General features: G+C 72.6%; 22 protein-coding genes. 9 read left to right on the top strand and 13 right to left on the bottom strand.

Going from position 1 to position 23,424, the window contains the following annotated elements:
• The first annotated feature begins 30 nt into the window (after positions 1-30).
• Entirely contained in the window at positions 31-2,292 is a 2,262-nt protein-coding gene (locus IH26_RS0117480; protein ID WP_030437265.1) for an ATP-binding protein, read from the top strand.
• A gap of 84 nt (positions 2,293-2,376) precedes the next feature.
• On the opposite strand, the gene IH26_RS0117485 is transcribed toward IH26_RS0117480, so the two are convergent.
• Genes IH26_RS0117485 through IH26_RS0117500 form a run of 4 tightly spaced genes read right to left on the bottom strand, consistent with a single transcriptional unit; the run spans position 2,377 to position 5,613 of the window.
• A complete protein-coding gene (locus IH26_RS0117485) occupies positions 2,377-3,309 on the bottom strand; it encodes an ABC transporter substrate-binding protein (RefSeq protein WP_425394384.1) in 933 nt (310 codons plus the stop codon).
• A gap of 17 nt (positions 3,310-3,326) precedes the next feature.
• On the bottom strand, positions 3,327-3,980 hold the full coding sequence (locus IH26_RS0117490; protein WP_030437267.1) for an ABC transporter permease: 654 nt from the start codon (positions 3,978-3,980) through the stop codon (positions 3,327-3,329).
• Positions 3,977-4,627, bottom strand: a complete 651-nt coding sequence (locus tag IH26_RS0117495; RefSeq protein WP_030437268.1) for an ABC transporter permease — start codon at positions 4,625-4,627, stop codon at positions 3,977-3,979. Before IH26_RS0117495 ends, IH26_RS0117490 begins: the two co-directional genes overlap by 4 nt.
• The gene (locus IH26_RS0117500; RefSeq protein WP_030437269.1) at positions 4,624-5,613 is read right to left on the bottom strand and encodes an ABC transporter ATP-binding protein; all 990 of its coding nucleotides are present in this window, start codon (positions 5,611-5,613) and stop codon (positions 4,624-4,626) included. Before IH26_RS0117500 ends, IH26_RS0117495 begins: the two co-directional genes overlap by 4 nt.
• Positions 5,614-5,718: 105 nt before the next feature.
• Here IH26_RS0117500 and IH26_RS0117505 point away from each other — a divergent pair, with 105 nt between their 5' ends.
• Positions 5,719-7,155: an aromatic amino acid lyase gene (locus tag IH26_RS0117505; protein WP_030437270.1), complete on the top strand. Its 1,437-nt coding sequence runs from the start codon at positions 5,719-5,721 to the stop codon at positions 7,153-7,155.
• Between the two features lie 45 nt (positions 7,156-7,200).
• Here IH26_RS0117505 and IH26_RS0117510 read toward each other — a convergent pair whose 3' ends face one another.
• Positions 7,201-7,689 carry a cysteine dioxygenase gene (locus IH26_RS0117510; RefSeq protein WP_030437271.1) on the bottom strand — a complete coding sequence of 163 codons (489 nt, stop codon included), beginning with the start codon at positions 7,687-7,689 and terminating at the stop codon, positions 7,201-7,203.
• Complete coding sequence (locus tag IH26_RS0117515; protein WP_030437272.1) at positions 7,686-8,573, bottom strand: amidohydrolase family protein; 888 nt, start codon at positions 8,571-8,573, stop codon at positions 7,686-7,688. The genes IH26_RS0117510 and IH26_RS0117515 overlap by 4 nt, the downstream gene beginning before the upstream one ends.
• A 97-nt stretch (positions 8,574-8,670) precedes the next feature.
• On the opposite strand from IH26_RS0117515, the gene IH26_RS0117520 reads away from it, so the two are divergent.
• The gene (locus tag IH26_RS0117520; RefSeq protein WP_030437273.1) at positions 8,671-9,657 is read left to right on the top strand and encodes a LacI family DNA-binding transcriptional regulator; all 987 of its coding nucleotides are present in this window, start codon (positions 8,671-8,673) and stop codon (positions 9,655-9,657) included.
• Here the strand turns inward: IH26_RS0117520 and IH26_RS57950 are convergent.
• Positions 9,617-11,380: an aromatic amino acid lyase gene (locus tag IH26_RS57950; RefSeq protein ID WP_157437231.1), complete on the bottom strand. Its 1,764-nt coding sequence runs from the start codon at positions 11,378-11,380 to the stop codon at positions 9,617-9,619. The genes IH26_RS0117520 and IH26_RS57950 overlap by 41 nt on opposite strands.
• Positions 11,377-12,399, bottom strand: a complete 1,023-nt coding sequence (locus IH26_RS0117530) for an ornithine cyclodeaminase family protein (RefSeq protein WP_030437275.1) — start codon at positions 12,397-12,399, stop codon at positions 11,377-11,379. Before IH26_RS0117530 ends, IH26_RS57950 begins: the two co-directional genes overlap by 4 nt.
• A 59-nt stretch (positions 12,400-12,458) precedes the next feature.
• Here IH26_RS0117530 and IH26_RS0117535 point away from each other — a divergent pair, with 59 nt between their 5' ends.
• Positions 12,459-13,286 (top strand): MurR/RpiR family transcriptional regulator, encoded by an 828-nt coding sequence (locus tag IH26_RS0117535; RefSeq protein ID WP_030437276.1) that lies wholly within the window; start codon positions 12,459-12,461, stop codon positions 13,284-13,286.
• Between the two features lie 11 nt (positions 13,287-13,297).
• Here IH26_RS0117535 and IH26_RS0117540 read toward each other — a convergent pair whose 3' ends face one another.
• From IH26_RS0117540 to IH26_RS0117560, 5 genes are all read right to left on the bottom strand, one after another.
• Complete coding sequence (locus IH26_RS0117540) at positions 13,298-13,528, bottom strand: three-helix bundle dimerization domain-containing protein (RefSeq protein ID WP_030437277.1); 231 nt, start codon at positions 13,526-13,528, stop codon at positions 13,298-13,300.
• A gap of 54 nt (positions 13,529-13,582) precedes the next feature.
• Positions 13,583-14,299 carry a hypothetical protein gene (locus IH26_RS0117545; RefSeq protein ID WP_030437278.1) on the bottom strand — a complete coding sequence of 239 codons (717 nt, stop codon included), beginning with the start codon at positions 14,297-14,299 and terminating at the stop codon, positions 13,583-13,585.
• A complete protein-coding gene (locus IH26_RS0117550) occupies positions 14,292-14,885 on the bottom strand; it encodes an RNA polymerase sigma factor (protein WP_030437279.1) in 594 nt (197 codons plus the stop codon). The genes IH26_RS0117545 and IH26_RS0117550 overlap by 8 nt, the downstream gene beginning before the upstream one ends.
• A 184-nt stretch (positions 14,886-15,069) precedes the next feature.
• Positions 15,070-15,594, bottom strand: coding sequence for a hypothetical protein (locus IH26_RS0117555; RefSeq protein ID WP_157437232.1), 525 nt, complete (start codon positions 15,592-15,594; stop codon positions 15,070-15,072).
• A gap of 3 nt (positions 15,595-15,597) precedes the next feature.
• Positions 15,598-15,945 carry a VOC family protein gene (locus tag IH26_RS0117560; protein ID WP_030437281.1) on the bottom strand — a complete coding sequence of 116 codons (348 nt, stop codon included), beginning with the start codon at positions 15,943-15,945 and terminating at the stop codon, positions 15,598-15,600.
• A 71-nt stretch (positions 15,946-16,016) separates the two neighbouring features.
• Between IH26_RS0117560 and IH26_RS0117565 the strand changes: the two genes are divergently transcribed.
• The 5 genes from IH26_RS0117565 to IH26_RS0117585 all read left to right on the top strand — a co-directional run bounded on the left by IH26_RS0117565 (position 16,017) and on the right by IH26_RS0117585 (position 23,418).
• Positions 16,017-16,466: a hypothetical protein gene (locus IH26_RS0117565; protein WP_030437282.1), complete on the top strand. Its 450-nt coding sequence runs from the start codon at positions 16,017-16,019 to the stop codon at positions 16,464-16,466.
• Between the two features lie 62 nt (positions 16,467-16,528).
• Complete coding sequence (locus IH26_RS0117570) at positions 16,529-21,994, top strand: ATP-binding protein (RefSeq protein ID WP_030437283.1); 5,466 nt, start codon at positions 16,529-16,531, stop codon at positions 21,992-21,994.
• A 31-nt stretch (positions 21,995-22,025) separates the two neighbouring features.
• Complete coding sequence (locus tag IH26_RS0117575; protein ID WP_034215480.1) at positions 22,026-22,421, top strand: DUF1707 SHOCT-like domain-containing protein; 396 nt, start codon at positions 22,026-22,028, stop codon at positions 22,419-22,421.
• Positions 22,421-23,089 carry a hypothetical protein gene (locus IH26_RS53650; RefSeq protein ID WP_157437233.1) on the top strand — a complete coding sequence of 223 codons (669 nt, stop codon included), beginning with the start codon at positions 22,421-22,423 and terminating at the stop codon, positions 23,087-23,089. Before IH26_RS0117575 ends, IH26_RS53650 begins: the two co-directional genes overlap by 1 nt.
• 2 nt (positions 23,090-23,091) lie before the next feature.
• Positions 23,092-23,418, top strand: a complete 327-nt coding sequence (locus IH26_RS0117585; RefSeq protein ID WP_030437286.1) for a TraR/DksA family transcriptional regulator — start codon at positions 23,092-23,094, stop codon at positions 23,416-23,418.
• Positions 23,419-23,424 lie beyond the last annotated feature (6 nt).

Genomic DNA, 23,424 nt, shown 5'->3' on the forward strand with positions numbered 1-23,424 from the left:
CCCCCTCCGCCGTTACCTACAGTAGCTGGAATGGGGGAGCGGGGTGAGCGGATCGCCTGGTGGACGGTCGGCCGGATGCTGTCGTTCGGGTTCCTGCTCGCGCTGCTGGCGCTGGCCGTGGTCGGCGCCGGCGCGTACGTGCGGATCGGCGACCTGATGCGCGGCCAGGCCCCGCTGCAGCATTCGGACGTGCTGCTCGGCGAGATCGGCCGGCTCGGCGACCGGGTGAACGGCCTGGACCGCACGGCCCGCGACTACCGGGACACCGGGAACGTGGCATGGGTGCAGGCGCTGCGCAACATCTCCGACTCGGTCGAGGACGACCTTCAGCACGTACGCACGGACAGTCGCGGCGACGACGAGCACCAGCGGCTCCTCGACCAGCTCGACACGATCCTCGACGCCCGGGTCGCGTCCTTCCGGGCGGCCGTCGCCGCGGGCCGGCCCAAGCAGGTGAACCCGGACCTGGCCGAGGCCCAGGCCCTGATCAGCGAGATGCACAAGCATGAGCAGGATCGCCTGACCGAGAAGCTGCACGACAGCGACGACAGCGCCCGGCTCACCCGCCAGCTGATCGTCTGGGTCTCGGTGGCCACCGCGGCGCTGGTCGCGCTGGGCGGCCGGTGGATCACCCGGCGGATCACCGCGCCGGTCCGGCGGGTCACCGCGGCGGCCCAGGCGCTGGCCGAGGGGGATCTGAGCCCGCGGGCCGAGGTGAGCGGGCCGCGGGAACTGGCTCAGATGGCCAGGGCGGTGAACGTCTCGATGACCGAGATGCTGGCCGCCCGGGACGAGGCGGTGGCGGCCGCGGCGGCCAAGTCGGCGTTCCTGGCGACGATGAGCCACGAGATCCGTACGCCGATGAACGCCGTGATCGGGATGACCGGCCTGCTGCTCGACACCGACCTCGACACCCGGCAGCGGGAGCTGGTCGACACCGTGCACGCCAGCGGCGAGACGCTGCTCGTGATCATCAACGACATCCTGGACTTCTCCAAGATCGAGGCGGGCGAGCTGACCCTGGACGAGCGGCCGTTCGGGCTGCGCTCGTGCGTGCAGCGCGCGGTCAACCTGGTCGCGCTCACCGCCGACGCCAAGGGGCTGCACCTCTCCGGCCACCTCGTCGAGGACTGCCCGGAGACGGTGGCCGGCGACGAGAGCCGGATCCGGCAGATCCTGGTCAACCTGATCGGCAACGCGGTGAAGTTCACCGACCACGGCGCGGTCACGGTCACCACGTCGGCGCCCTCGCCGGGTCACATTCGGTTCGCCGTACGGGATACCGGCATCGGCATCCCGCCCGACCGCCTCGATCGGTTGTTCCTGCCGTTCAGCCAGGTCGACGCGTCGGCGGCGCGCAGTTACGGCGGCAGCGGCCTCGGCCTGGTGATCAGTCAGCGGCTGGCCGAGGCGATGGGCGGGGGCATCGCGGTGGACAGCACGCCCGGCCAGGGCTCGACCTTCACCGTGACCGTCCGGCTTCGCGCCGCGGCGGGGGTGCTGCCGGAGACGGTGGAGGCGGCCGCGCCGGTGGGGCGGTCGCTGCACGTGCTCGTCGCCGAGGACAATCCGGTCAATCAACGCGTCGCGCAATTGCTGCTGGAACGGCGCGGCCATCGGGTCGAATTGGCGGCGGACGGTATCGAGGCGGTGGCGGCGGTGCACCGTACGCCCTTCGATCTGGTGTTGATGGATGTGCAGATGCCGGTGCTGGACGGGCTGGCGGCCACGGAGCGGATTCGTGCGCACCCGCCCGCGCATGGGTCGCCGCGGATCGTCGCATTGACGGCGAACGCGATGGTCGACGACCGGACGGCGAGCCGGCGGGCGGGGATGGACGGGTTTCTGGCCAAGCCGATTCGCGAGGCGGAATTGGACGCGGTGCTGGCGGGGGCGGCGGCGCAGGCCGACGTCTCGGCGGCGGTCTTCGACACGGAGGCGGAAAGCATCCGGGCGTGGGTCGACGACATGGCGGTGGCCACCGGCGGGGACAACGCCAAGCTCGCCGAGATCCTGCACAATTTCGCCGATCGGCTGCCGGATGTGCTGCGCAAGATGGAGGCGGCGGCGCGGAGCGGCGACGCGCGCAATCTGGCTCGGCTGGCGCATGGGCTGAAGGGGTCGTCGGCTACGTTGGGGGCCAATCGGTTTGCCGCTTTGTGCGCTGATCTGGAGGATCGGGCGCATCTGGGGCCGCTCAGCACGTTGCCGGCCGATCTCTATGAGCAGGCTCATGAGGTCGGCGATGTGATGAATGTGCTCTCGGCGGAACTGGCCGGGGTTGCGACCTGAACCATCAGGCCCACCCGGTGAGACAGTTGTGCGCAACGGGCCGCCCGAGCCGCATGGGCTCGGGCGGCGGCGGGAGTGGGTGGGTCAGGCGAGGCCGTTGTCGGTCAGGAAGGCCTTGGCGACCACCTTGGTGTCCTGCTTGTCCACCTGGACCTTGGCGAGGTAGGTGGTCAGGTTCTCGGTGGTCAGCTTGGCCGAGACGGCGTCGAGGGCGCCGCTGACCGTCGGGTTGTCCGCCTGGGTGCGGATCAGCGGCAGGATGTTCTCGGCCAGGAAGAGGTTGCGCGGGTCGTCCAGGACGACCAGCTTGTTGGTGCTGATCGAGGAGTCGGTGGAGAAGATGTTGCCGACGTCGATCTGGCCCTTGATCAGGGCGTTGACCGTCAGCGGGCCGCCCGCGTCCAGCGGCTTGAAGGTCTTGAACTCCACGCCGTACAGCGACTTCAGACCCTTGAGGCCCTGGTAGCGCTCCTGCCACTCGGGGCCGGCGCCCATCGACAGCTTGTTCGCGACCGGCTTGAGGTCGTCGATGGTCTTGAGGTTGTACTTGGTGGCCGTGGCCTGGGTGACCGTGAGCGTGTCCTTGTCCTCGGCGGCCGACTGGTCGAGGACCTCGGTGCCGGCCGGCAGCACCTTCTTGAGGGCGGCCAGCACGTCGTCCGGCTTGCTGACGCCCTCGGGGGCGCCGCCCTTGGCGAGGGCGGAGAGCAGGGCGCCGTTGTACTCGGGCAGCAGGTCGATCGAGCCGTCCTGCAGCGCCTTCAGGTAGAGCTCGCGGGCGCCGATGTTGAACTGCCGCTTGACCTGCACCCCCTTGGCCTCCAGGGCCTGGGAGTAGATCTCGGCGAGCAGCTCGCTCTCGGCGAAGTTGGCCGAGCCGACGGTGACCGAGGACGGCGAGTTGCTGCTGCCGCTGCCCTTGTTGTCGTTGCTGAGCGGGTCGCTGTTGGCTCCGCAGGCGGTGAGGGCGGTCAGGGCGAGGGTGGATATCAGGGCGACTGCCAGACGCGTACGCACCATGGGATTTTGCCTTTCTATCGTTTCGACAGGCCGGGGGAGACGATCCAGCGCTGGACCTGCGCGAGAACCAGGTCGAGGAGGACGGCCAGCACGGCGACGACGATGGCGCCGGCCAGCACGCGGGAGTAGTCGTTGACGGCCAGGCCGTCGATCAGCAGGCGGCCCAGGCCGTTCAGGCCGACCGCGGCGGCCACCGTCGCGGTCGCCACCACCTGCAATGCGGCGCTGCGGAAGCCGCTCATCAGCACCGGCAGGGCCATCGGCAGCTCCACCTTGGTGAGCACCTGCCAGGGGCGCATGCCGACGCCCTTCGCGGCATCCACCACCCGGTGGTCGAGATTGCGGATCCCGGCGTACGCGGAGGTCAGCACCGGCGGGATGACCAGCACGGTCAGCGCGATCAGCACGGGGGTGAGCCCCAGGCCGAGCAGGGTGACCATGAGCATCAACAGGCCGAGAGTGGGCAGCGAGCGGCCGGCGTTGCCCGCGTTGATGGCCAGGAACGAGCCGCGGCCGGTGTGCCCGATCCACAGCCCGATCGGCAGCGCGATGGCGGTGCCGATCACCAGCGACAGCAGCACGTACCAGAGGTGGGACACGATCAGCGTGGGGATGCTGCCGTCGGAGAAGTCCCAGTGCGACGGGTCGAGCAGGTAGGAGAGGTTCACGACGCCGCCCCCTGGAATCGGGTCCACGGTGTGATCAGCCGGCCGAGCAGCACGATGACCAGGTCGGCCAGCCCGGCCAGCAGCACCGACAGGACGATGCCGACGATGATCGGCTCCACGTAGAACAGCTGGAAGCCGCGGGTGAACAGCTGCCCGAGCCCGCCCACGCCGATCAGCGCGCCGACGCTGACCAGGCTGATGTTGGCGACCGTGGCCACCCGCAGGCCGGCCAGGATGACCGGCAGCGCGACCGGCAGCTCCACGTCGGTCAGCCGGCGGAACCGCCGGTAGCCCATCGCCGTGGCCGACTGCACCACGAGCGGATCAACTGCTTTCAAACCATCCGCGACCGTACGGGCGAGCAGCGCCACCGTGTAGATGATCAGCGCGACCACGATGTTCAGCGGCGACAGGATCTTGGTGCCCAGCAGGACCGGCAGGAACACGAACAGCGCCAGCGACGGGATGGAGTAGAGCACCCCGCACACGTTGACCAGCGGGTGGTAGAGCCACGGGAACCGGACGCCGAGGTAGCCGATCGGCAGCGCCACCACGAAGCCGATGACCACCGGCAGCAGCGCGAGCCAGATGTGCTGCTCGAGCGCGGCCAGCACGGTGTCCCAGTTGTTGGAGAGATAAGTCGTCATTTCTGGCCCTTTATCCGGGCGATGTGGTCGGCGATGTCGTGGTGCGAGACGATACCGTCGGCCTTCCCGTCCGGCCCGACCCGCACCGCGATCCCGGTGGGCGAGGTGATCGTCAGGTCGGTGACCAGCCGCAGCGAGTCCTCCTGGGTGAAGGTCGCGGCGTCTTGCGGGCGGCCGGCGTCGTCGAGGAGCACCTCGGGGGCCTCGGCGACCGGGCGTACCGGCAGGCCGGCCGCCGACTCGAAGGAGAGGCTCCGCAGTCCGCGATCGCGCCCGACGAACTCGGCCACGAACTCGTCGGCCGGCTGGGTGAGCAGCTCCTGCGGGGTGCCGACCTGGGCGAGCACCCCGCCCTGCCGGAAGATCGCGACGACGTCGCCGAGCTTGATCGCCTCGTCGATGTCGTGGGTGACCATCGCAATAGTCTTGCCCAGGTCCTTCTGCAGGCGCAGGAACTCGCGGTGCAGCCCCTCCCGCACGACCGGGTCGACCGCGCTGAACGGCTCGTCCATCAGCATGACCGGCGGGTCGGCGGCGAGCGCCCGGGCCACGCCGACCCGCTGCTGCTGGCCGCCGGAGAGCTGGGCCGGGTAGCGCCCGGCGAACTCCGCGGCGAGCCCGACCCGGTCGAGCAGCTCCAGCGCGGCGGCCCGGGCCTCCCGCCGGGTCTTGCCGAGCAGCATCGGCACCGTGGCGACGTTGTCCAGCACGGTCCGGTGCGGGAAGAGCCCCGCGTGCTGGATGACGTAGCCGATGCCGCGGCGCAGCACCGCCTCGTCCTGCCCCGCGACGTCCTTGCCGTCGATGAGGATCCGCCCCGAGGTCGGGCTGATCATCCGGTTGATCATCCGTAGTGAGGTGGTCTTCCCGCAGCCCGAGGGCCCCACGAAGACCGTCGTCCGCCCGGTCGGCAACTCGAGCGAGAGGTGATCCACGGCCGTGCTGCCGCCGGGGTAGACCTTCACGACATCGTCAAATGTGATCATGGCGCTCCCGCTCGTTGAATGAGGCTATTCATAGTCTCGACGCGCTGAATAGAATGTCAACGCCCAGCCCGAGGCTTTACGCTGCTGAAACTAGGTGGTGTCGATATGCACGCAAAAGTCCGGCTCGACGGGCACTCGCTGACGATCGACGACCTGATCGCCGTCGCCGCCGGCCGCGCGGACGTGACCGCCGACCCGGCCGCCCTGGCCCTGGTCGACGAGCGGCACGCCCTGCTGCTGGCCGCCCGCTCCCGCGGCGCGGTCTACGGCGCCAACACCGGCGTCGGCGCCAACCGCCACGAACGCACCGACTCCGCCGACGAGTCGACGCACGCCCTGCGCCTGCTCCGCAGCCACTGCGCCGGTGCCGGCCCCGTCGAGGACGACCTCACCGCCCGCGCCACCATGGTCACCCGCCTCAACCAGATCCTGGCCGGCGGCTCCGGCATCTCGGGACGGGTCGCCGCCGCGTTCCTGACCGCCCTGCGCGACGGTGCCGTGCCCACCCTCCACTCCTGGGGCGCGATCGGCACCGCCGACCTGGCCGCCCTGGCCGAGCTGGGCCTGACCCTGGCCGGCGAGCGCCCCTGGCGTTCCGGCCGTAGGCCCGGCCCGGTGACCACGATCGACGCCACCGACGCCCTGCCCATGATCTCGTCCAGCGCACTCACGGTCACCACCGCCGCGCTGGCCCTGGACCGCATGCGCAGCCAGCTGCGCGCCTCCGTCGTGGTGGGCGCGCTGACCTTCCTGGCCCTGCGTGGCAACCCCGAGGCGTACGACGAATCGGTCCACGCCGCCCGCGCCCACCCCGCCCAGGCCGAGGTGGCCGCCGAGCTGCGCGCCCTGGTGGCCGGCTGTGCCGCCCCCGCCCGCATCCAGGACCCCTTCGGCCTGCGGGTGCTGCCGCAGGTGACCGCCCCCGCGCTGGCCGCCGCCCGGGCCCTGCACGACGTCCTGATCGCCGAGCTCAACGCCGCCGTCGAAAACCCGCTGGTGACCGCCGGCGGCGTACGCCATCACGGGCAGTTCCACACCGCCACGCTGGCCACCCACCTGGACGCCGTGCGCGGCGCCTTCCTGCCCGTGCTGTCGCTTTCCGCGGCCCGGCTGGGCCTCCTGATGCGCCCCGACATGACCGGCCTGCGAGCGTTCCTGGCCGCCGGCCCACCCGGCAGCTCGGGCCTGATGATCAGCGAATACGTGGTCCAGGACCTGCTCACCGAGATCCGGGTGGGCATGCAGCCCACCGCGGCCGGCACCCTGACCATCTCACTCGGCCTGGAGGAACACGCCAGCTTCGCCACTCAGGGCGCGCGTTCCCTGAGAACGATGACCCACCTCGCACCCACCCTGCTGGCCGCCGAGCTGGTGGCCGCGGTCCGCGCCCTGCGCCTGGCCCCCGGCCGCCTGACCGACGGCACTGCCCGCCAGGCCTTCGATCTGGCCGCCAAGGCCCTCGACGACTCCATGGACGACCGCCCCTTGGGCGACGACCTGGCCCGGGCCACCGACCTGCTGCCGGAACTGGGGCAGCTCTAAGGTCTGTGTCGAAGTGGGGGCTCCGGCCCCCATTTCGACACAGACCTAGTCGAGCGGCCGCAGCTCGTCGGCGTAGCTGACCGCCCGGCGGCGCAGCACCCCGGACGGGCTGATCGAGTACTGGCCCATCCGCCACAACGGCGGCGAGTACGCGTGGATCGACACCGAGCCGTCCACCGCGCCGGACATGCGGTGGATGTGGTCGGGGCCGAACGCGAACGCCCGCCCCTCCCGGACCACCCGGGTGGCCGGCTCCCCGCCCATCCTCGGCGTGGCCTCGGCGACGGCGCCGCGGGTCACCGCGACCGCTCCCGACGACGTGTCGTGGTCGTGCCAGCCGGTGTCGTCGACGAGATTCCAGCAGAGCACCCAGACGTCGATGTCCCCGTCCCGGTAGAGCTGCGCGAAGTGCCGCCCGCCGGTGTCGTGCCGGACCAGCGGCTCCCAGAGGTCCGCCCGCTGCGCCACCGCCGTGACCCATGCCTTCAGCTCCCGGCGGGTCAGAACCCGCCCCGGCAGGACCGGCACCTTCATCGCGAACCTCCGATCAGTACACCCGGATTGACGGTGAACATGGCATGGGCGAACGCCGCCCCCAACCCCGGATCACCCGACTCCGCGTACGGCCGGTCACTGCCGTGCACGATCGGATCGACCCCCACGACTCGGACCATCGCGTCGATGGCCCGGGTCCCGTACGACGACGTCTCGTAGAACACGTGCGGATCAACCGCCCCGAAGGCGCCACCCCGAGCCCCCAGCCGCTCGTGATGCAACGGCGCCAGTCCGGCCAGCGCGACGAAGGCGATCCGCAGGCCTGGGTGCCGCGACCGTCCGGCGACGTGCCAGGCCAGCCAGGACAAATGCAATTGCGAGACGTACGGGCCGAGAGCCGGCCACCATGCGGGCAGGCCGGCGTCCCCCGAGGGCGCGGGCCCGGGATGCACCAGCACCGGCTTGCCGGCCCGCTCCGCCTCGGCGAGCAGCGGCCCGGCCCGCTCGACGGCCGCCGGGGAGCTCAGCGCCGTCGCCGGCAGCTGCAGGCCGGCCACCCGCTCCGACCGCAGCACCTTGGCCAGCCCGTCCGGATCGGGCTCGGTCACCGCGGCGGCCGCCCAGACCCGGAACGGCTCGGGCAGCTCGAGCGCGCTCTCGTGCCACACCTCGATCAGCTCCGACGCCGAGGGGCCGTCGAGGTGCTCGATCCCCAGCGGGCTGGACAGCGAGACCAGCACCCGCTCGGTGCCCGCCTCCATCCGCCGCCGCCGAGAGACGTCGTGCGCCGCCGGATCGACCTCGTACGGCGGCTCACCCGCCAGATACAGCGTCCAGCCGCGCAGGTACGGACACGACCGCCGCCGACGCAACGCGTCAATCAGCCGTGGCGGCCAAAGATGCTGGTGGCAGTCGATCACCATGACAGTCTCCGGGGAGGGAAGCGCTTCACTCGATGCAGGGAGTGAAGCGCTTCCCTCCTGCCCCGCGCAAGCGAATCCCAGCTGTTAGTCTCGGCGGGTGTCCGGACAGCGACGCACCTTGCAGGACCTGGCCGATGCCGTCGGACTCTCCCTGGCCGCCACCTCGTATGCGTTACGCGGCGTCCGCGGCTCCCCCGAGACCATCCAGCGCGTGCAGGAGAAGGCCGACGAGCTCGGCTACACGGTCGACCCGATCGCCCGCGCGCTGGCCAGCGGGCGTACCGGATCGATCGGGGTCAGCGGCTCCCTGCGCGACCTGTGGCAGCAGGATTTCTCGGTCCTGCTCACCCGCGCCCTGCGCAGCCAGGGCCGGTACGCGACGATCGCCGACGCGGACGCGGACCCCGAGCAGGAACGCCTGATCGTCGAGCAGTTCGTGGCCCAGCGGGTGGACGGCGCCCTGGTCTCCCCGGTCGACCCCACCGCGAAATACTGGCGGCTGCTCGGCCCCGAGGTCGCCGTGGTCGCGATCGGCGACGCGCTGACCACCCGCCCCGGCTCGGGCAGCGTCCTGTTCGACAACCGGTACGGCGTCGAGGCCGCCCTGGCGCATCTGGCCGGCCTGGGGCACCGCCGGATCGGCCTGCTCGCGCCCACCCTGCCCTCCACGCCCGGCCGCCCGGCCCAGGTCCTCGCGGCCGAGGTCGCCACCCGCCTCGGCGTCGAGCTGATCGAGGTCTCCGCCCCGGCCGCGACCGCCGACGCCGTGCAGGTGGCGGCCTCGCTGTTGACCGGTGCCGACCGGCCGACCGGCGTGTTCTGCCTGAGCGATTCGCTGGCGTTCGCGGTCTACCGGGCCGTCCGGGAGGCTGGGCTGCGCCTGCCCGAGGACCTGTCCGTGGTCGGGTACGACGACCACCAGCTGGCGGCCCTGGTCGACCCGGCCCTGACCACGATGGCCTGGGACGAGGATGCCATGGTCGAGGCCGCGATCGGGCAGCTGGCGGGCCCGGCCGACCCCGCGCCGCTGTTCCGCCCGGAGCTCATCGTCCGCGGCTCGACCACCCACCCGCCAGCCGGGTGATGATCTGGTCGAGGTCCCGTCCGAAGGGCCGGTCCGCGGTTCCCTCCGGCAGCACGGCGGCGATCTCGTCAAGCGCCGGCCCGAACGCGTCGCCGACCGGCGCGCCGAGCAGCCGCGCCTGGTGAATCGCGAGCAGCTCGCAGGCCACCACGTCCCGCAGCCCGGTGATCGCCTCGGCCAGGCACTCGGCCGCCTCGAAGCCGAAGCTCTGCACGTCCTCCTGCCCCAGCGACGTCTCCACCGCCCCGGCCAGCGCCGGCGTGGCGAAGCGCCGCAGCCGGTGCACTACCCCGACCGCCCGCTTGTGCACCGTCACCATCCCCGCGTGCAGGCCGGGCGCGTCGGAGAGCTGCCGCGGCAGCCCGGTGATCTCCGCGTCGAGCAGCCGGTGCAGCCGGGCCGCGCCCAGCTCGGCCAGGTGCACGAGCGCGGTGGTCAGCGCCCCGGCCTGGTGGGCGAGCTCGGTGCCGGCGAACCCGAACGTCCCGACGAACCGCCCGTCCAGGTGAGCGGGGGAGTCGGTCACCCCGGCGAGGGCCCGCTCGGTCGCCGCCTCCAGCCCGGCCACGGCGCGCAGGGCGACGGCCAGCGCGGGCGCGGTGACCCGGAACGACACCGGCGCCTGCAACCGCCGCGCGCTCCCGCCCTCGGGCAGCCCGTGCGCGGCGGTCCCGTCGCCGAGCGGCCCATGCGCGGCGGTCCCGCCCTCGGGCAGCCCACGCGGGTCGGTCGCGTCGCCGAGCGGCCCATGCGCGGCGGTCCCGCCCTCGGGCAGCGCACGCGGGAGCAGCCCACGCATGGCGGTGAGGACCGCGTCCAGCTCGTCGCTGTCGGCCAGCGCGGGATGCAGCGGATCGTCGCTCGCCCCGATCACCGCGTGCGCCGCCGCCGCCGCGACCAGCACCTGATCGAGCAGCGTGCGCGTGTCCCCGGCGGCGAGCACGGCCAGCCCGGTCAGTCCGGGCACGCCCTCGAGGAAGGCGACCCCCTCCTTCGCCTCGAACGGGCGCGGCGTCAGACCGGCGGCGGCCAGGGCCGGGGCGGCGTCGACCGCCTCGCCGGCCGGGGAGAGGACCATGCCGGCGCCGATCAGGGCGGCGCCGGCATGGGCGAGCGGGATGATCTCGCCGGCCGCGCCGCCACGCCGGGGGATGGCCGGGACCACGCCGGCGTCCAGCAGGGCGACCAGGAACTGGCACAGTTCGGGGGAGACGCCGGCGGCCGGGTGCAGCAGCGTGCGCAGCCGGGCGGCGAGGACGGCCCGGGCCTCGCGCCGGGAGAGCCACGGCGCCGAGCCGACCGATCGGCCGATCATCAGGGTGTTCTGCTGGCGGGCCTGCGCGGCGGGGTCCAAGCGGACGCCGGCCATCGCGCCCATCCCGGTGTTCACGCCGTAGACCGGCCGGTCGCCGCCGAGATCGCGCAGGGCGTCGCGGCGGCTCGCGGCCAGCGCGTCGAGCAGTTCCGGGGCGAGGATGATCGGCCGCGCGGCCCGGGCGGCGACGGTGATCACGGGCGGCTGCTCGGCCACCGCCGTTGCCTCGACCGTAGCCGGCGGGGCGGCCACGGCCGTTGCCTCGACCGTGGCCGGCTGGACGGCACCCGTCGTTGCCTCGATCGCGGCCGGCCGCTCGGCGTCCGCCGCCGCGGCGATCACCGCGGCCGACAGATCCGACGGGCGGCGGATGATCGTGGCGGGCAGGTCCGACGGGCGGCGGATCATCGGTAGCGGACCATCGTGCCGGCGTCGGCCGCCTCGGCGCGGGTCAGGATCAGGTGGGCGAGCGCCACGTCGAGAATGGACAGCCCGCGGTGCCAGAAGAGGATGCGCTCGTCCGGACTCTCCCGGCCCGGCTTGCGGCCGCTGACGATCTCGCCGATCTCGGCGTACAGGGTCTGCTCGGTCAGGCGCCCGGTGTCGACATGCGCGCGCAGCGCCCCGAAGCGCCCGGAACGGGACTCCCGCCAGTCGTCCACGACCACCTTGTCCATGATGTCGAGCAGGTCGAGTTCCACCGCGCTGACGGTTCCGTACGGCACGACGAGGGCGCCCGGCTTGACGGCAGCCGTACGCAATAGTGGTGTCGGATTTTCCAGGCGGGACGCCTCGACCAGGATGTCGGCCTGATCGAAGGCCTCGTCGGCGCTCGCCACCGCGCGCACCGGGGTGTCGGTGACCGCGCGCAACCGCTCGGCGAAGGCCTCCCGCGACTCCGGCCGGCGGCTGGTCACCCGGATCTCGGCCAGCGGGAAGAGACTGTCCAGCATCGTCACGTTGGCGAAGGCGGTGCCGCGCGCGCCGACGTGGCCGAGGATCCGCGCGTCCGGCCGGGCCAGGTGTTTGGCGCCCACCGCCGTCATCGCGCCGGTCCGCACCTCGGTGATCAGCGTGGCGTCCATGATCGCGAGGGGGACGCCGGTGGCCGGGTCGTACAGGGTCATCAGCGCCAGCTCGCTGGGCAGGCCGCGCCGGTAGTTGGGCACGAAGTCGCCGACCACCTTGACCCCGCTGACTCCGTGTACGCCGAGGGTGCCGACGTGCCCGCGCAGGATGTTGAAATGGCCGGCCCCGCCGTTCTCCGGCACCAGATGCGTGCGCGGCTCGAAGACGGTCCGGCCCCGGCCGTGCGCGTCGACGACCGCCTCGACGGCCGCGATGACCTCGCCGTTCGTGATGCCGAGCCGGTCGACCTCCGGCCCGGAGAGGAACCGCAACCAGAGCTCCGGACTCGCGTGAATCATACGATGCACCCTATAGCCTGAGCGTTTCAAGCTATTCACGACGACGGGAGGCAGGCCCGATGGTCGACACCGCGCGCGCCGAGGACTGGCTGCTCGCCCTCGCCCAGCAGCACCGGCTCTCGCCCGCCCAGCGGCAGATCGTGCAGCGGATGCTCGGCATGTTCCCGGATGTGGCGTTCCTGTCCACCATCGAGATCGCCGAGCGGACCGGGGTGAGCCAGCCGACCGTCACCCGGCTGGCCACGGCGCTCGGTTTCGCCGGCTTTCCCGAGTTCCGCGCCGCGCTGCGCGATGTCGTCGTCGGGCTGGCCCCCGCGCCCGCGCTGCCCGGCGTCCCCGCGGTCGACCAGGAGATCGCCAACCTGGAGAGCCTGAAGCGCACCCTCGACGGCGACCGCCTGCGCCTCGCGGTCCGCCTCCTGGCCGACACCACACCCCTGGGCGTGATCGGCCTCCGCGCCTCCGCCGCTTTAGCCCAATATTTCGCCTATTTCGCCCGCCGGGTGGTGCCGGCGGTGGTCGTCTGCACCGACGCCGGAACCGTCGACGACGCCGTCCTCGAACTGCACGAACAGGGCGCCGGGGCAGTGCTGCTCTTCGCGATGCCCCGCTACCCGGCCGCCACGGTCGGCGCGATCCGGCTCGCCCGCAGCCTCTCGCTCAAGACGGTCGTGGTCACCGACAGCGCCCTGGCCCCCTTCGCCCCCGACGCGGACGCGCTGCTGGTCGCCCCGGTCGGCACCGGCCTGGTCTTCGACTCCCACGCCGCCGCGGTGCTGCTGGCGATCAGCCTCCTCGATGCGATCGCCGGCACCGACCCGCGGCGCACCCAGCAGCGTCTCGAGGCGCATGAGGCGCTGATCGACCGCTGGGCGCTGCCGGAATAGTGTCGTCCGCCTCAGATGTCTTCGCCGCGCACATGCACGCTTTCGCCGCGTTCGCGCAGTTGCTCGGTCACCTGCCCCTCGGTCATCGACACAAGATGCTCGTCGACGGTTGCCTGCTCCTTGAGTTCCGCATAGGTCGACCGCACCCGCCGCTCGAGTTCGGCACGGTCGACGTCGGGAAACCGCTGCGCCAGCGCCTCGACCTCTCGCCGCAGCGCCACTTCCGGATTGTCGATGCTCATTCCGGTCTGGTTCCCGCCAAACCCCCGATCAACACCATTTCCACGTACGCGCCTCTAGCCGAGCGAGCGACCCACCTTGATCGCCTCGTCCCGGTCGGCGATCCCTTCCAGGCGGTACGTCACCGCGTTGTGCTGCCAGATCAGCGTCGGCCCGGCCACCCGCGCCGTGACCGTGCGCTCCACCCCGGCGCGGTCCACGTAGGTCACCTCGTGCGGCTTCGCCAGCCAGATGCCGTAGTCCGCGCCGACATTCACCCACTCCGCGTTCGGGGCCTGCTTGAAGAAGATCGGGTCGATCGTGCCGTCGCACTGGTCGAGCCGCACCCGCCCGTTGCGGTAGGCGAACGTGACCACGCGTGCCCCGTCGGCGATCGTCACGTCTTGCGGGTCGCCGAGCGCGGCCGGCACCAGGACCGGGAACTTCGCCGCTCGCCGGGCCGCCTCCAGGGTGGTGGCCTGCTCGAACGGCAGGGGACTCGGGCCGGCCGGCAGGGCGACCGGGGGAGCCGGCCCCGTGCGTACGGCGATCCCGGCCACCCGCAGCAAGCCATCGACGGCGGAAACCACCGCGGCCCGGGCGGGCGCCACGCCGCCGATCGCTCCGGCCACCGCGACCAGCACACCGATCAACCACAACCGCCAGCGCCGCGTCGCCTTGCGCCGGGCGATGCCGGCGCGCACCGCGGCCCGTTGATCCCGAGCCGGCGGTACGTCGAGGAAGTCGCCGAGCGCACGCAGCTCCGCGATCAGGTCGTCGTGCCGGTCAGTCATCGGTGCCCTCCTCCCCGGCCAGGTGTTCGTCTTCGGCCAGGTGTTCGCGGAGCCGGCCCAGCGCCCGCGCCGTCCGCGACTTGACCGTGCCCTTCGGCCAGCCCAGCGCCACCGCGGTCGCCGCCTCGGACAGGTCGAGCAGGTAGCGGCAGACCAGCACCTCCCGGTCCCGCCGGTCGAGCCGCCGCAGCTGGTCGACCAGCCGTTGCCGGCGCTCGTTCGCCTCGGCCGTGTCGGCGGGATCCGGCGCCGGCTCGGGCATCTCCTGCCGTACCGCGCGCAGCAGCACCCCGTCCCGCCGGCCGCGGGAGCGGTGCAGGTTGCGCGTCTCGTTCGCGACGATCGCCAGCAGCCAGGGCCGGAACCCCGACTCGCCCCGATACCGCGAAAGCCCCCGATACGCCTTGACCAGCGCCTCCTGCACCACGTCATCCGCGTCGGCCCCGGCACCGAGCAACACCGCGGCCCGGTGCGCGGCCGCGGTGTAGTGCGCGACCAGGACCTCGTACGCGTCCAGATCGCCGGCCCGCGCCCGCGCCACCACGGCCGCGTCATCGAGCTCGGTCGCCCGTTCCAGCCCCGACACCCCCGCCCGCTAGCCGCCGTCGAACACATCATCGACACCGCCCGGCGCGAAACGGTTCCCGCGCGGCGCGGCAAATCGGCCGCCGACGGAACAGGCGTCGCGCCGGGCCGGCCCTGCAGCTGTTGCACCGGCCCGGCTCGGCAGCCCTCGCACCGGGCCGGGCTCGGCGGCGTGCCGGGTTCGCTCAGCGCCTGGCTCGGGCGTGGGCGACCTGCTCGCCGAGCGGAGCGTTCCACGGCGTCAAGTCGGCGGTCTCCAGCGCGGGGACCGGAAGCGCCTCCCGGCCGGCCGCCCACACCGCGAGAGGCGGATCGACCGCGGTGACGACCCCATCGCCGGTCACCGGCACGTCGAACCGGCCCGCCTCGACCACCCGCCCCGCCACCGTCAGCGAGGTCGAACGGCCGGCTCCCCGCGACAACCCGGCGAGCGTCTCGGCCGCCTCCCGCGCCGTCATCCCACCCGTCGACATCAGGCGCGGGGAGAAGGACAACAACGCGCCGACGGCCAGCGCCAGATGGGGCGTGGTGGACCACCCGGGCTTCGAGGTCGAGACCGAAATATCCGCCAAATCGTCACGTGTCTCGTCCCGGCAACGGGCGAGCGTGACAGTGTGGAGCTCGCTGTCCCGCCACTCGGAGCGCACGCCGCCGAGCCAGGGCGACCCGAAACCCGGCGCGTCCCAGAGCGGGAACCCGACAGCGTCCATCACTCATCTATCGCAGATCAAGAGGGTGTTGCCGTCGGGGTCGGTGGTGGTGAACCACAGGCAGGTGTGCTCGTCGCCGCTGATCGGGCCGGGGTCGCGGTCGGCCAGGCTCTTGCGGGCCGCCTCCAGGTCGCCGACCAGCAGGCTGAACGCGGCCCAGGTCAGGCCGGGGCGGGCGGCGATGCCGCTCCCGGGACCCATCAGGGTGAGGCGGAACTCGCGGTCGGGGGAGTCGAGGACGGCCGCGTGCTCCTGGACGCTGGAGACGGCCAGGCCGAAGACCGCCGAATACCAAGCGGCCGCATCCCGCGGGGACGTGACCGGCAGGAACACACTGCCGAGTTGTGCCATGCCCAGAATCTACGGCCCGGGTGTGACAAAAGTTCGGGAACCGATCCGCGCCCGGTGGTGTCCCCGGTTACATGAGGCCATCGACCGTGCTGATCCTCGTACTCCTGCTTGGTTCTTGCAGTGAGAAGCCTCCGCCGGCGCAAGCGGCGTGCGTCACCAAGATCGAGACCGGCGCGCTGCCGGTGTGGGCGCGCGCCGGCTTCAGTGGGGACGGCTCCGGGAACCCGCACGTGTTCAGCAAGAACGGCGACATGCTGGGGGTGCTGTTCGGCGATCCGCTCAAGGCGCCGCCGGCCGCCGACCACGGCAACAAGATCCTCTGGGTGTCGCGGCTGCCGATCACCACGCCCAGCGACTTCACGATCGTGGCAAAGCTCGACGGAACCGGCGAAACGGTCCAGCCCGAGGTCGGCCCCGCGCCGGGGCCCTCGATCGTGGATCTGCCCAGGCCCGGATGCTGGCGGCTGACCTTGCGGTGGTCCGGCCACGAGGACTCGATGGATCTCACCTATTCTTCGTGATCAGCACGGGGCCGGTACCCTCCCCTGAGAGTTACCCAACGGTGAGGGCAGGGCTGGGTCTGGTGTTCAAGCGAATCGCGATCGTCAACCGCGGCGAGGCCGCCATGCGGCTCATCCACGCCGTCCGCGACCTGTCCGCCGAGACCGGCGCCCGGATCGAGACCGTGGCCCTCTACACCGACGTCGACCGGGGCGCGATGTTCGTGCGCGAGGCCGACATCGCGTACGACCTGGGCCCGGCCGCCTCCCGGCCGTATCTGGACCTGAAGACCCTCGAACGGGCGCTGGTCGACTCCGGCGCCGACGCGGCCTGGGTGGGCTGGGGCTTCGTCGCCGAGGACCCGGCCTTCGCCGAGCTCTGCGAGAAGGTCGGGGTCACCTTCATCGGCCCGAGCCCGGAGGCGATGCGCAAGCTCGGCGACAAGATCGGCGCCAAGCTGATCGCCGAGGAGGTCGGCGTCCCGGTCGCGCCGTGGAGCCGCGGCCCGGTGGAGACCCTGGAGGCGGCGATCGCCGAGGCCGACCGGATCGGGTACCCGCTGATGCTCAAGGCGACCGCGGGTGGCGGCGGGCGCGGCATCCGGGTGGTCCGCGACGCCGCGCAGCTGACCGACGCGTACGAGCGGACCAGCCAGGAGGCGGCCCGGGCCTTCGGCAGCGGCATCGTCTTCCTGGAGCGCCTGGTCACCGGCGCCCGGCACGTCGAGGTGCAGGTCATCGCCGACGGCCAGGGCACCGCGTGGGCGCTGGGCGTGCGCGACTGCTCGGTGCAGCGCCGCAACCAGAAGGTGATCGAGGAGTCGGCGTCCCCGGTGCTCGGCACCGAGCGGGCCGCCGAGCTCAAGGCGTCGGCCGAGCGGCTCGCCGTCGCGGTCGGCTACCGCGGCGCGGCCACCGTCGAGTTCCTCTACCACCCGGGCGACGACCTGCTGGCCTTCCTGGAGGTCAACACCCGGCTGCAGGTGGAGCACCCGATCACCGAGTCGACCACCGGGTTCGACCTGGTCAAGGCCCAGCTGTACGTGGCATCCGGGGGCCGGCTCGAGGGGGCGCCGCCGGCCGAGCGCGGGCACGCGATCGAGGCCCGGCTCAACGCGGAGGACCCCGATCGTGACTTCGCCCCCTCGCCGGGGCGCATCGCGCGGCTGGTCTTCCCGGCCGGCCCGGGCATCCGGGTGGACACCGGGGTGGGCGAGGGCGACACCATCCCGGGCGACTTCGACTCGATGATTGCCAAGATCATTGCGTACGGGAAGGACCGCGACGAGGCGCTCGGGCGGCTCCGCCGGGCGATGGCCGAGACCACGGTCATCATCGAGGGCGGCGCCACCAACAAGAGCTTCGTGCTGGACCTGCTGGCCCAGCCCGAGGTGATCGACGCGTCGGCCGACACCGGCTGGATCGACCGGGTCCGCGGCGAGGGCCGGCTGGTCTCCCAGCGGCACTCCGGGGTGGCGCTGGCGGCGGCGGCGATCGAGGCGTACGAGGAGGACGAGCGGGTCGAGGAGGAGCGCCTGCTCGCCACCGCGTTCGGCGGCCGGCCCCAGGTGCGGCACGAGAGCGGCCGCCCGCTCGACCTCAAGCTGCGCGGCAACGGCTACCGGGTGCGGGTCGCCCAGGTCGGCGCGCACCGGTTCCGGGTCGGCATCGAGGCGGGCGAGAACAGGCGTACGGCCGATGTCGAGATGCACCGCTTCGACGAGCACACCGGCTGGATCGTGGTGAACGGCACGCGGCACCGCCTGCTGACCGGCGCGCACGGCGCGATCCACCTGGTCGAGGTCGACGGCGTGGCGCACCGGATCACCCGGGACGAGGGTGGCGTGCTGCGCTCGCCGATGCCCGCGCTGGTGGTGGCCACCCCGCTGGCGGTCGGCGCCGAGGTCGAGGCGGGCGCGCCCGTCCTCGTGCTGGAAGCGATGAAGATGGAGGCGGTGCTCCGCTCGCCGTTCAAGGCCCGGGTCAAGGAGTGCCTGGTCGTGGTCGGCACCAAGGTCGACGCGGGGGCGGCGCTGCTGCGGCTCGAGCCGATCGGCGACGCCGAGGCCGAGGCGGTCGCCGCGGCCGAGCACGTCGAGATCGACCTGCCCGCCTCACCGGCCGGCGTGCCCGCCCGGCAGCAGGCCGACCGCGGCCAGGAGGACCTGCGCAGCCAGCTGCTCGGCTTCGACACCGACCCGCACGACGAGCGCCGGGTGCTCAACGACTACCTCGCCGCCCGCCGCGCCGCCGCCGAGGCCGGGCAGCGCCCCCTCGCCGGCGAGGTGCGGCTGCTGGAGGTCTTCGCCGACCTGGCCGAGCTGAGCCGCAACCGGCCGGCCGGCGAGGACGGCGCGAGCGACACCCACGTGCACAGCCCGCGCGAGTACTTCCACGCGTACCTGCAGAGTTTGGACGTCGAGCGGGCCGGCCTGCCCGAACGGTTCCAGGCCCGGCTGGCCAAGGCGCTCGGCCACTACGGCGTCTCCGACTTCGAGCGCACGCCCGACCTCGAGGCCGCGGTGTTCCGCATCTTCCTGGCCCAGCAGCGGGCCGCCGCCGACGCCGCCACCGTCGCCGCCCTGCTGCGCGCCTGGCTGGGCGACCCGCCGCCGGACGACACCCTGCGCGAGCCGTCCGGTCTCGCCCTGGAACGGCTGATCGCGGCCACCCAGGTGCGCTTCCCGGCGCTGGCCGACCTGGCCCGCGGCGTGGTGTTCACCTGGTTCGGCCAGCCCCTGCTGCTGCGCAACCGGGCCCGGGTGTACGTCGAGGTCCGCAAGAACCTGCGCCACCTGGACGAGCAGCCGGACGCGCCGGACCGCGCCGACCGGATCGCCGAGATGGTCCGCAGCACCGAGCCGCTGGTCCGGGTCCTCGGCCAACGCCTGGTCCGCGACAATCTGGACAACTCGGTCATGCTCGAGGTGATCAGCCGCCGCTACTACGGCAACAAGGACCTGAGTGACCTCCGTACGATCGAATCGGGCGGCTGCTCGTACGTGGTCGCCGAGCGATCCGGTTCCCGCCTGGTCACCACGGCGGTCAAGTTCCCCCGGTTCGGCGCCGCCCTCGACGGGGTCGCCGAGCTGGCCACCGGCGAGGTCGCCATCGACGCCGACATCTACCTGTCCTGGGAGGGGCAGCCGGCCGAGTCCGACGACATGGCCGCCGCCCTGTACGAGGTGATCAGCGCGCACGCCCTCCCGCGGCAGGTGCAGCGGCTGACCGTGGCCGTCGCCGGCCGCGGCGGCGCGGTGATCCACCACCACTTCACGTTCCGCCGCTCGACCACCGGAATGACCGAGGAGCGGCTGATCCGCGGCCTGCACCCGCACATCGCCCAGCGGATGCAGCTGGAGCGGCTGCGCAAGTTCGACCTGACCCGGGTGCCGTCCTCGGACGAGGAGGTCTACCTCTTCCGCTGCGTGGCCCGGGACAACCCGGCCGACGACCGGCTCGTGGCTTTCGCCCAGGTGCGCGACCTGGCCGAGCTGCGCGAGCACGACGGCCGGCTGGTCGCCCTGCCGACCACCGAGGAGACCATCGCCACCTGCCTCGACTCGATCCGCCGGCAGCAGTCGAGCCGCCCCTCGGACAAGCGCTTCAACACCAACCGCATTGTCGTGTACGTCTGGCCGCCGGTCTCGCTGACCCGCGAGGAGATGGGGATGATCGCGCGCCGGGTCGCGCCGACCGTGGCCGGCGCCGGGCTCGAGGAGATCCTCTTCATCGCCCGGCTGCGGACCGACGAGGGCACCCTGCGCAAGGTGGCGGTCCGGATCGCCTTCGACATCACCGGCGGCGCCACGCTGACCATCGGCGAGCCGTCCGACGAGCCGGTCGAGCCGCTGGACGGCTACCGGCAGAAGGTGCTGCGGGCGAGCAGCCGCAACACCGTCTACCCGTACGAGATCACCGGCATGCTCGGCGAGTTCGTCGAGTACGACCTGTCGCCGTACCACGAACTGGTCCCGGTCGACCGGCCCAAGGGGCAGAACAGCGCCGCGCTGGTCGCCGGCGTGGTCACCACGACGACCCCGCGGCACCCGGAGGGCATCGCCCGGGTGGTGCTGCTCGGCGACCCGACCAAGGCGCTGGGCTCGCTCGCCGAGCCGGAGTGCCGCCGGGTGATCGCCGCCCTCGACCTCGCCGAGCGCCTCCAGGTGCCGCTGGAGTGGTACACGCTGTCCTCCGGCGCGAAGATCTCGATGGACTCCGGCACCGAGAACATGGACTGGGTGGCCGCCGCGCTCAAGCGGATCGTCGAGTTCACCCAGGACGGTGGCGAGATCAACATCGTGGTCGCGGGCATCAACGTCGGCGCCCAGCCGTACTGGAACGCCGAGGCCACGATGCTCATGCACACCAAGGGCATCCTGGTGATGACCCCCGACTCGGCGATGGTGCTGACCGGCAAGCAGGCGCTGGACTTCTCCGGCGGGGTCTCGGCCGAGGACAACTTCGGCATCGGCGGGTACGACCGGGTGATGGGCCCGAACGGGCAGGCCCAGTACTGGGCGCCGAACCTGGCCGCGGCCCGGGACGTGCTGATGGCGCACTACGAGCACACGTACGTGGTGCCGGGGGAGCAGGGCCCTCGCCGGATAGCCACCACGGACCCGATCACCCGGGACGTGTCGAGCTTCCCGCACACCGCGGCCGGCAGCGACTTCACCACGGTCGGCGAGATCTTCTCGCCGACGGCCAACCCCGACCGCAAGAAACCCTTCGACATCCGTACGGTGATGCGCGCCCTCGCCGACCAGGACCACCCGGTGCTGGAACGCTGGGCGGGCATGGCCGACGCGGAGACGGCGGTGGTGCAGGACGTGCACCTCGGCGGCATCCCGGTCTGCCTGCTCGGCATCGAGTCGAAATCGGTGACCCGGCGCGGCTTCCCGCCCACCGACGGCCCCGACGCGTACACGGCGGGAACGTTCTTCCCCCGCTCCTCGAAGAAGGCGGCCCGGGCGATCAACGCGGCCAGCGGCAACCGCCCGCTGGTGGTGCTGGCCAACCTGTCCGGCTTCGACGGCTCGCCGGAATCGATGCGCAAGCTCCAACTTGAGTACGGCGCCGAGATCGGCCGGGCGATCGTCAACTTCCGCGGCCCGATCGTCTTCGTGGTCATCTCCCGCTACCACGGCGGCGCGTTCGTGGTCTTCTCCAAGCGCCTCAACCCGAACATGACCGTGCTGGCGCTCGAGGGCTCGTTCGCCTCGGTGCTCGGCGGCGCCCCCGCGGCCGCGGTGGTCTTCACCGCCGACGTCAACCGGCGCACCGCGGCCGACCCGCGGGTCACCGAACTGGCTTCCCGGGTCGCCGCAGCGTCCGGCGCCGATCGGGGGCCGCTCGCCGCCGAGCTGGAGGAGCTGCGAGCGTCGGTACGTACGGAGAAGCTGAACGAGGTGGCCGCCGAGTTCGACCGCAAGCACAGCATCCAGCGTGCCGTCGAGGTCGGCTCGGTCGACGCCGTGATCCGCGCCGCCGAGCTGAGGCCCCGGGTCATCGAGGCGATCGACTTCGGCGCCCGCCCGCGCGGCTAGGCGGGCGGCGGGGCGGTGTCATGCTTGGGGCATGGCAGCGCAGCAGATCCGCGCGTCGGACGGGGAACGGGAACAGGTCGCGCACATCCTGCGGGCCGCGATGGGCGAGGGCCGGCTCACCCTCGACGAGGGGGAGGAACGCCTGGCCGCGGTCTATCAGGCCGTCTACCGCGACGACCTGGAACGGCTGACCGCCGACCTGCCCGGCAACGGCCGGCCGGCGCTCGCCGACCTGCCCGAGGCGAGGATGGCCGTCGCCCGGCAGCGGCGCCGCACGGCCGCGGCCGCAAGCGCGGTGATCGTGGTGGTGGCGGCGCTGCTCGCGGCCTGGGCGCTGACCGGCGCGCACTTCATCTGGCCCGGCTTCCTGTTCTTCCTGTTCATCTTCGGCCCGATCGGCCGGGGCCGGCGCCACGACCGCCGCTGATGGACCCGCGTCTTCGCAGCGCTGTCGACGCGAGTGTGGGGTGGTACGAGGACCTCTGCGCCCTGCACGGGGTCGGCTCCACCCTGGCCGACGGGCTGTGGAGCGCGCTCGACCGGCCGCCCCCGCTGCACTCGGACGCGCTGGTCGTCGAGCCCGAGGTGACCGCCGGCCGGGTTCTCGCCTGCCTTTCGGGCCGCGAGCACTGCGGCGTCAAGGACAGCTTCGCGACCATGGACCTGTCCGGCGACGGCATGGAGCTGCTGTTCCCGGCCACCTGGATCCACCGCGAACCCGCATCTCAGCGCGCCCCGGCCGGCTGGGTCACGGTGACCGGCGCCGACGAGCTCGCCGACTGGACCGCTCACCACGACACGACCGACGTGCTGCTGCCCCCACTGCTGCGGCGCGCACACTTCCGCATCCTGGCCCGGCACGCGGACGGTCGCCTCGTCGCCGGCGCGGTCGCCCGCCTCGGCAGCGGCGCCGTCGACGTGTCGAACGTGTGGTCCGCACCCGGCCACCGCGTCGACTGGGCCGGACTGGCCGGTGTGATCGCCTGCTACTTCCCGGGCCGCCCGCTGGTCGGCTACGAGCGCGGCGAGGCCCTCGAAGCCGCGCTGGCCGGCGGCTTCACGCCCCTCGGCGACCTGCGGGTCTGGGTCCGCTGACGATGGCCCGGGACGAATTGCTGAGGCTGCGAGCGAGCGCCGAGTCGGAGGCGGCCACCCTGGCGGCCGACCTGGAGGCGCTGTTCACGGCCTCGCGCGACTCGAACGCCGACGACGAGCACGACCCCGAGGGCGCCACCATCGGCTTCGAACGCGCCCAGCTCACCGCCCTGCTGGCCGCCGCCCGCGACCGGCTCGCCGAGGTCGATGACGCACTGCGCCGCCTGACCGAGGGAACCTACGGCGCCTGCGAACGCTGCGGCCACCCGATCGCCGCCGAACGGCTGGCCGCCAGGCCGTTCGCCCGCCACTGCATAACCTGCGCCTGAGTGATG

The sequence above is a fragment of the Actinoplanes subtropicus genome, from assembly GCF_000721705.1.
Lineage (GTDB): Bacteria > Actinomycetota > Actinomycetes > Mycobacteriales > Micromonosporaceae > Actinoplanes > Actinoplanes subtropicus.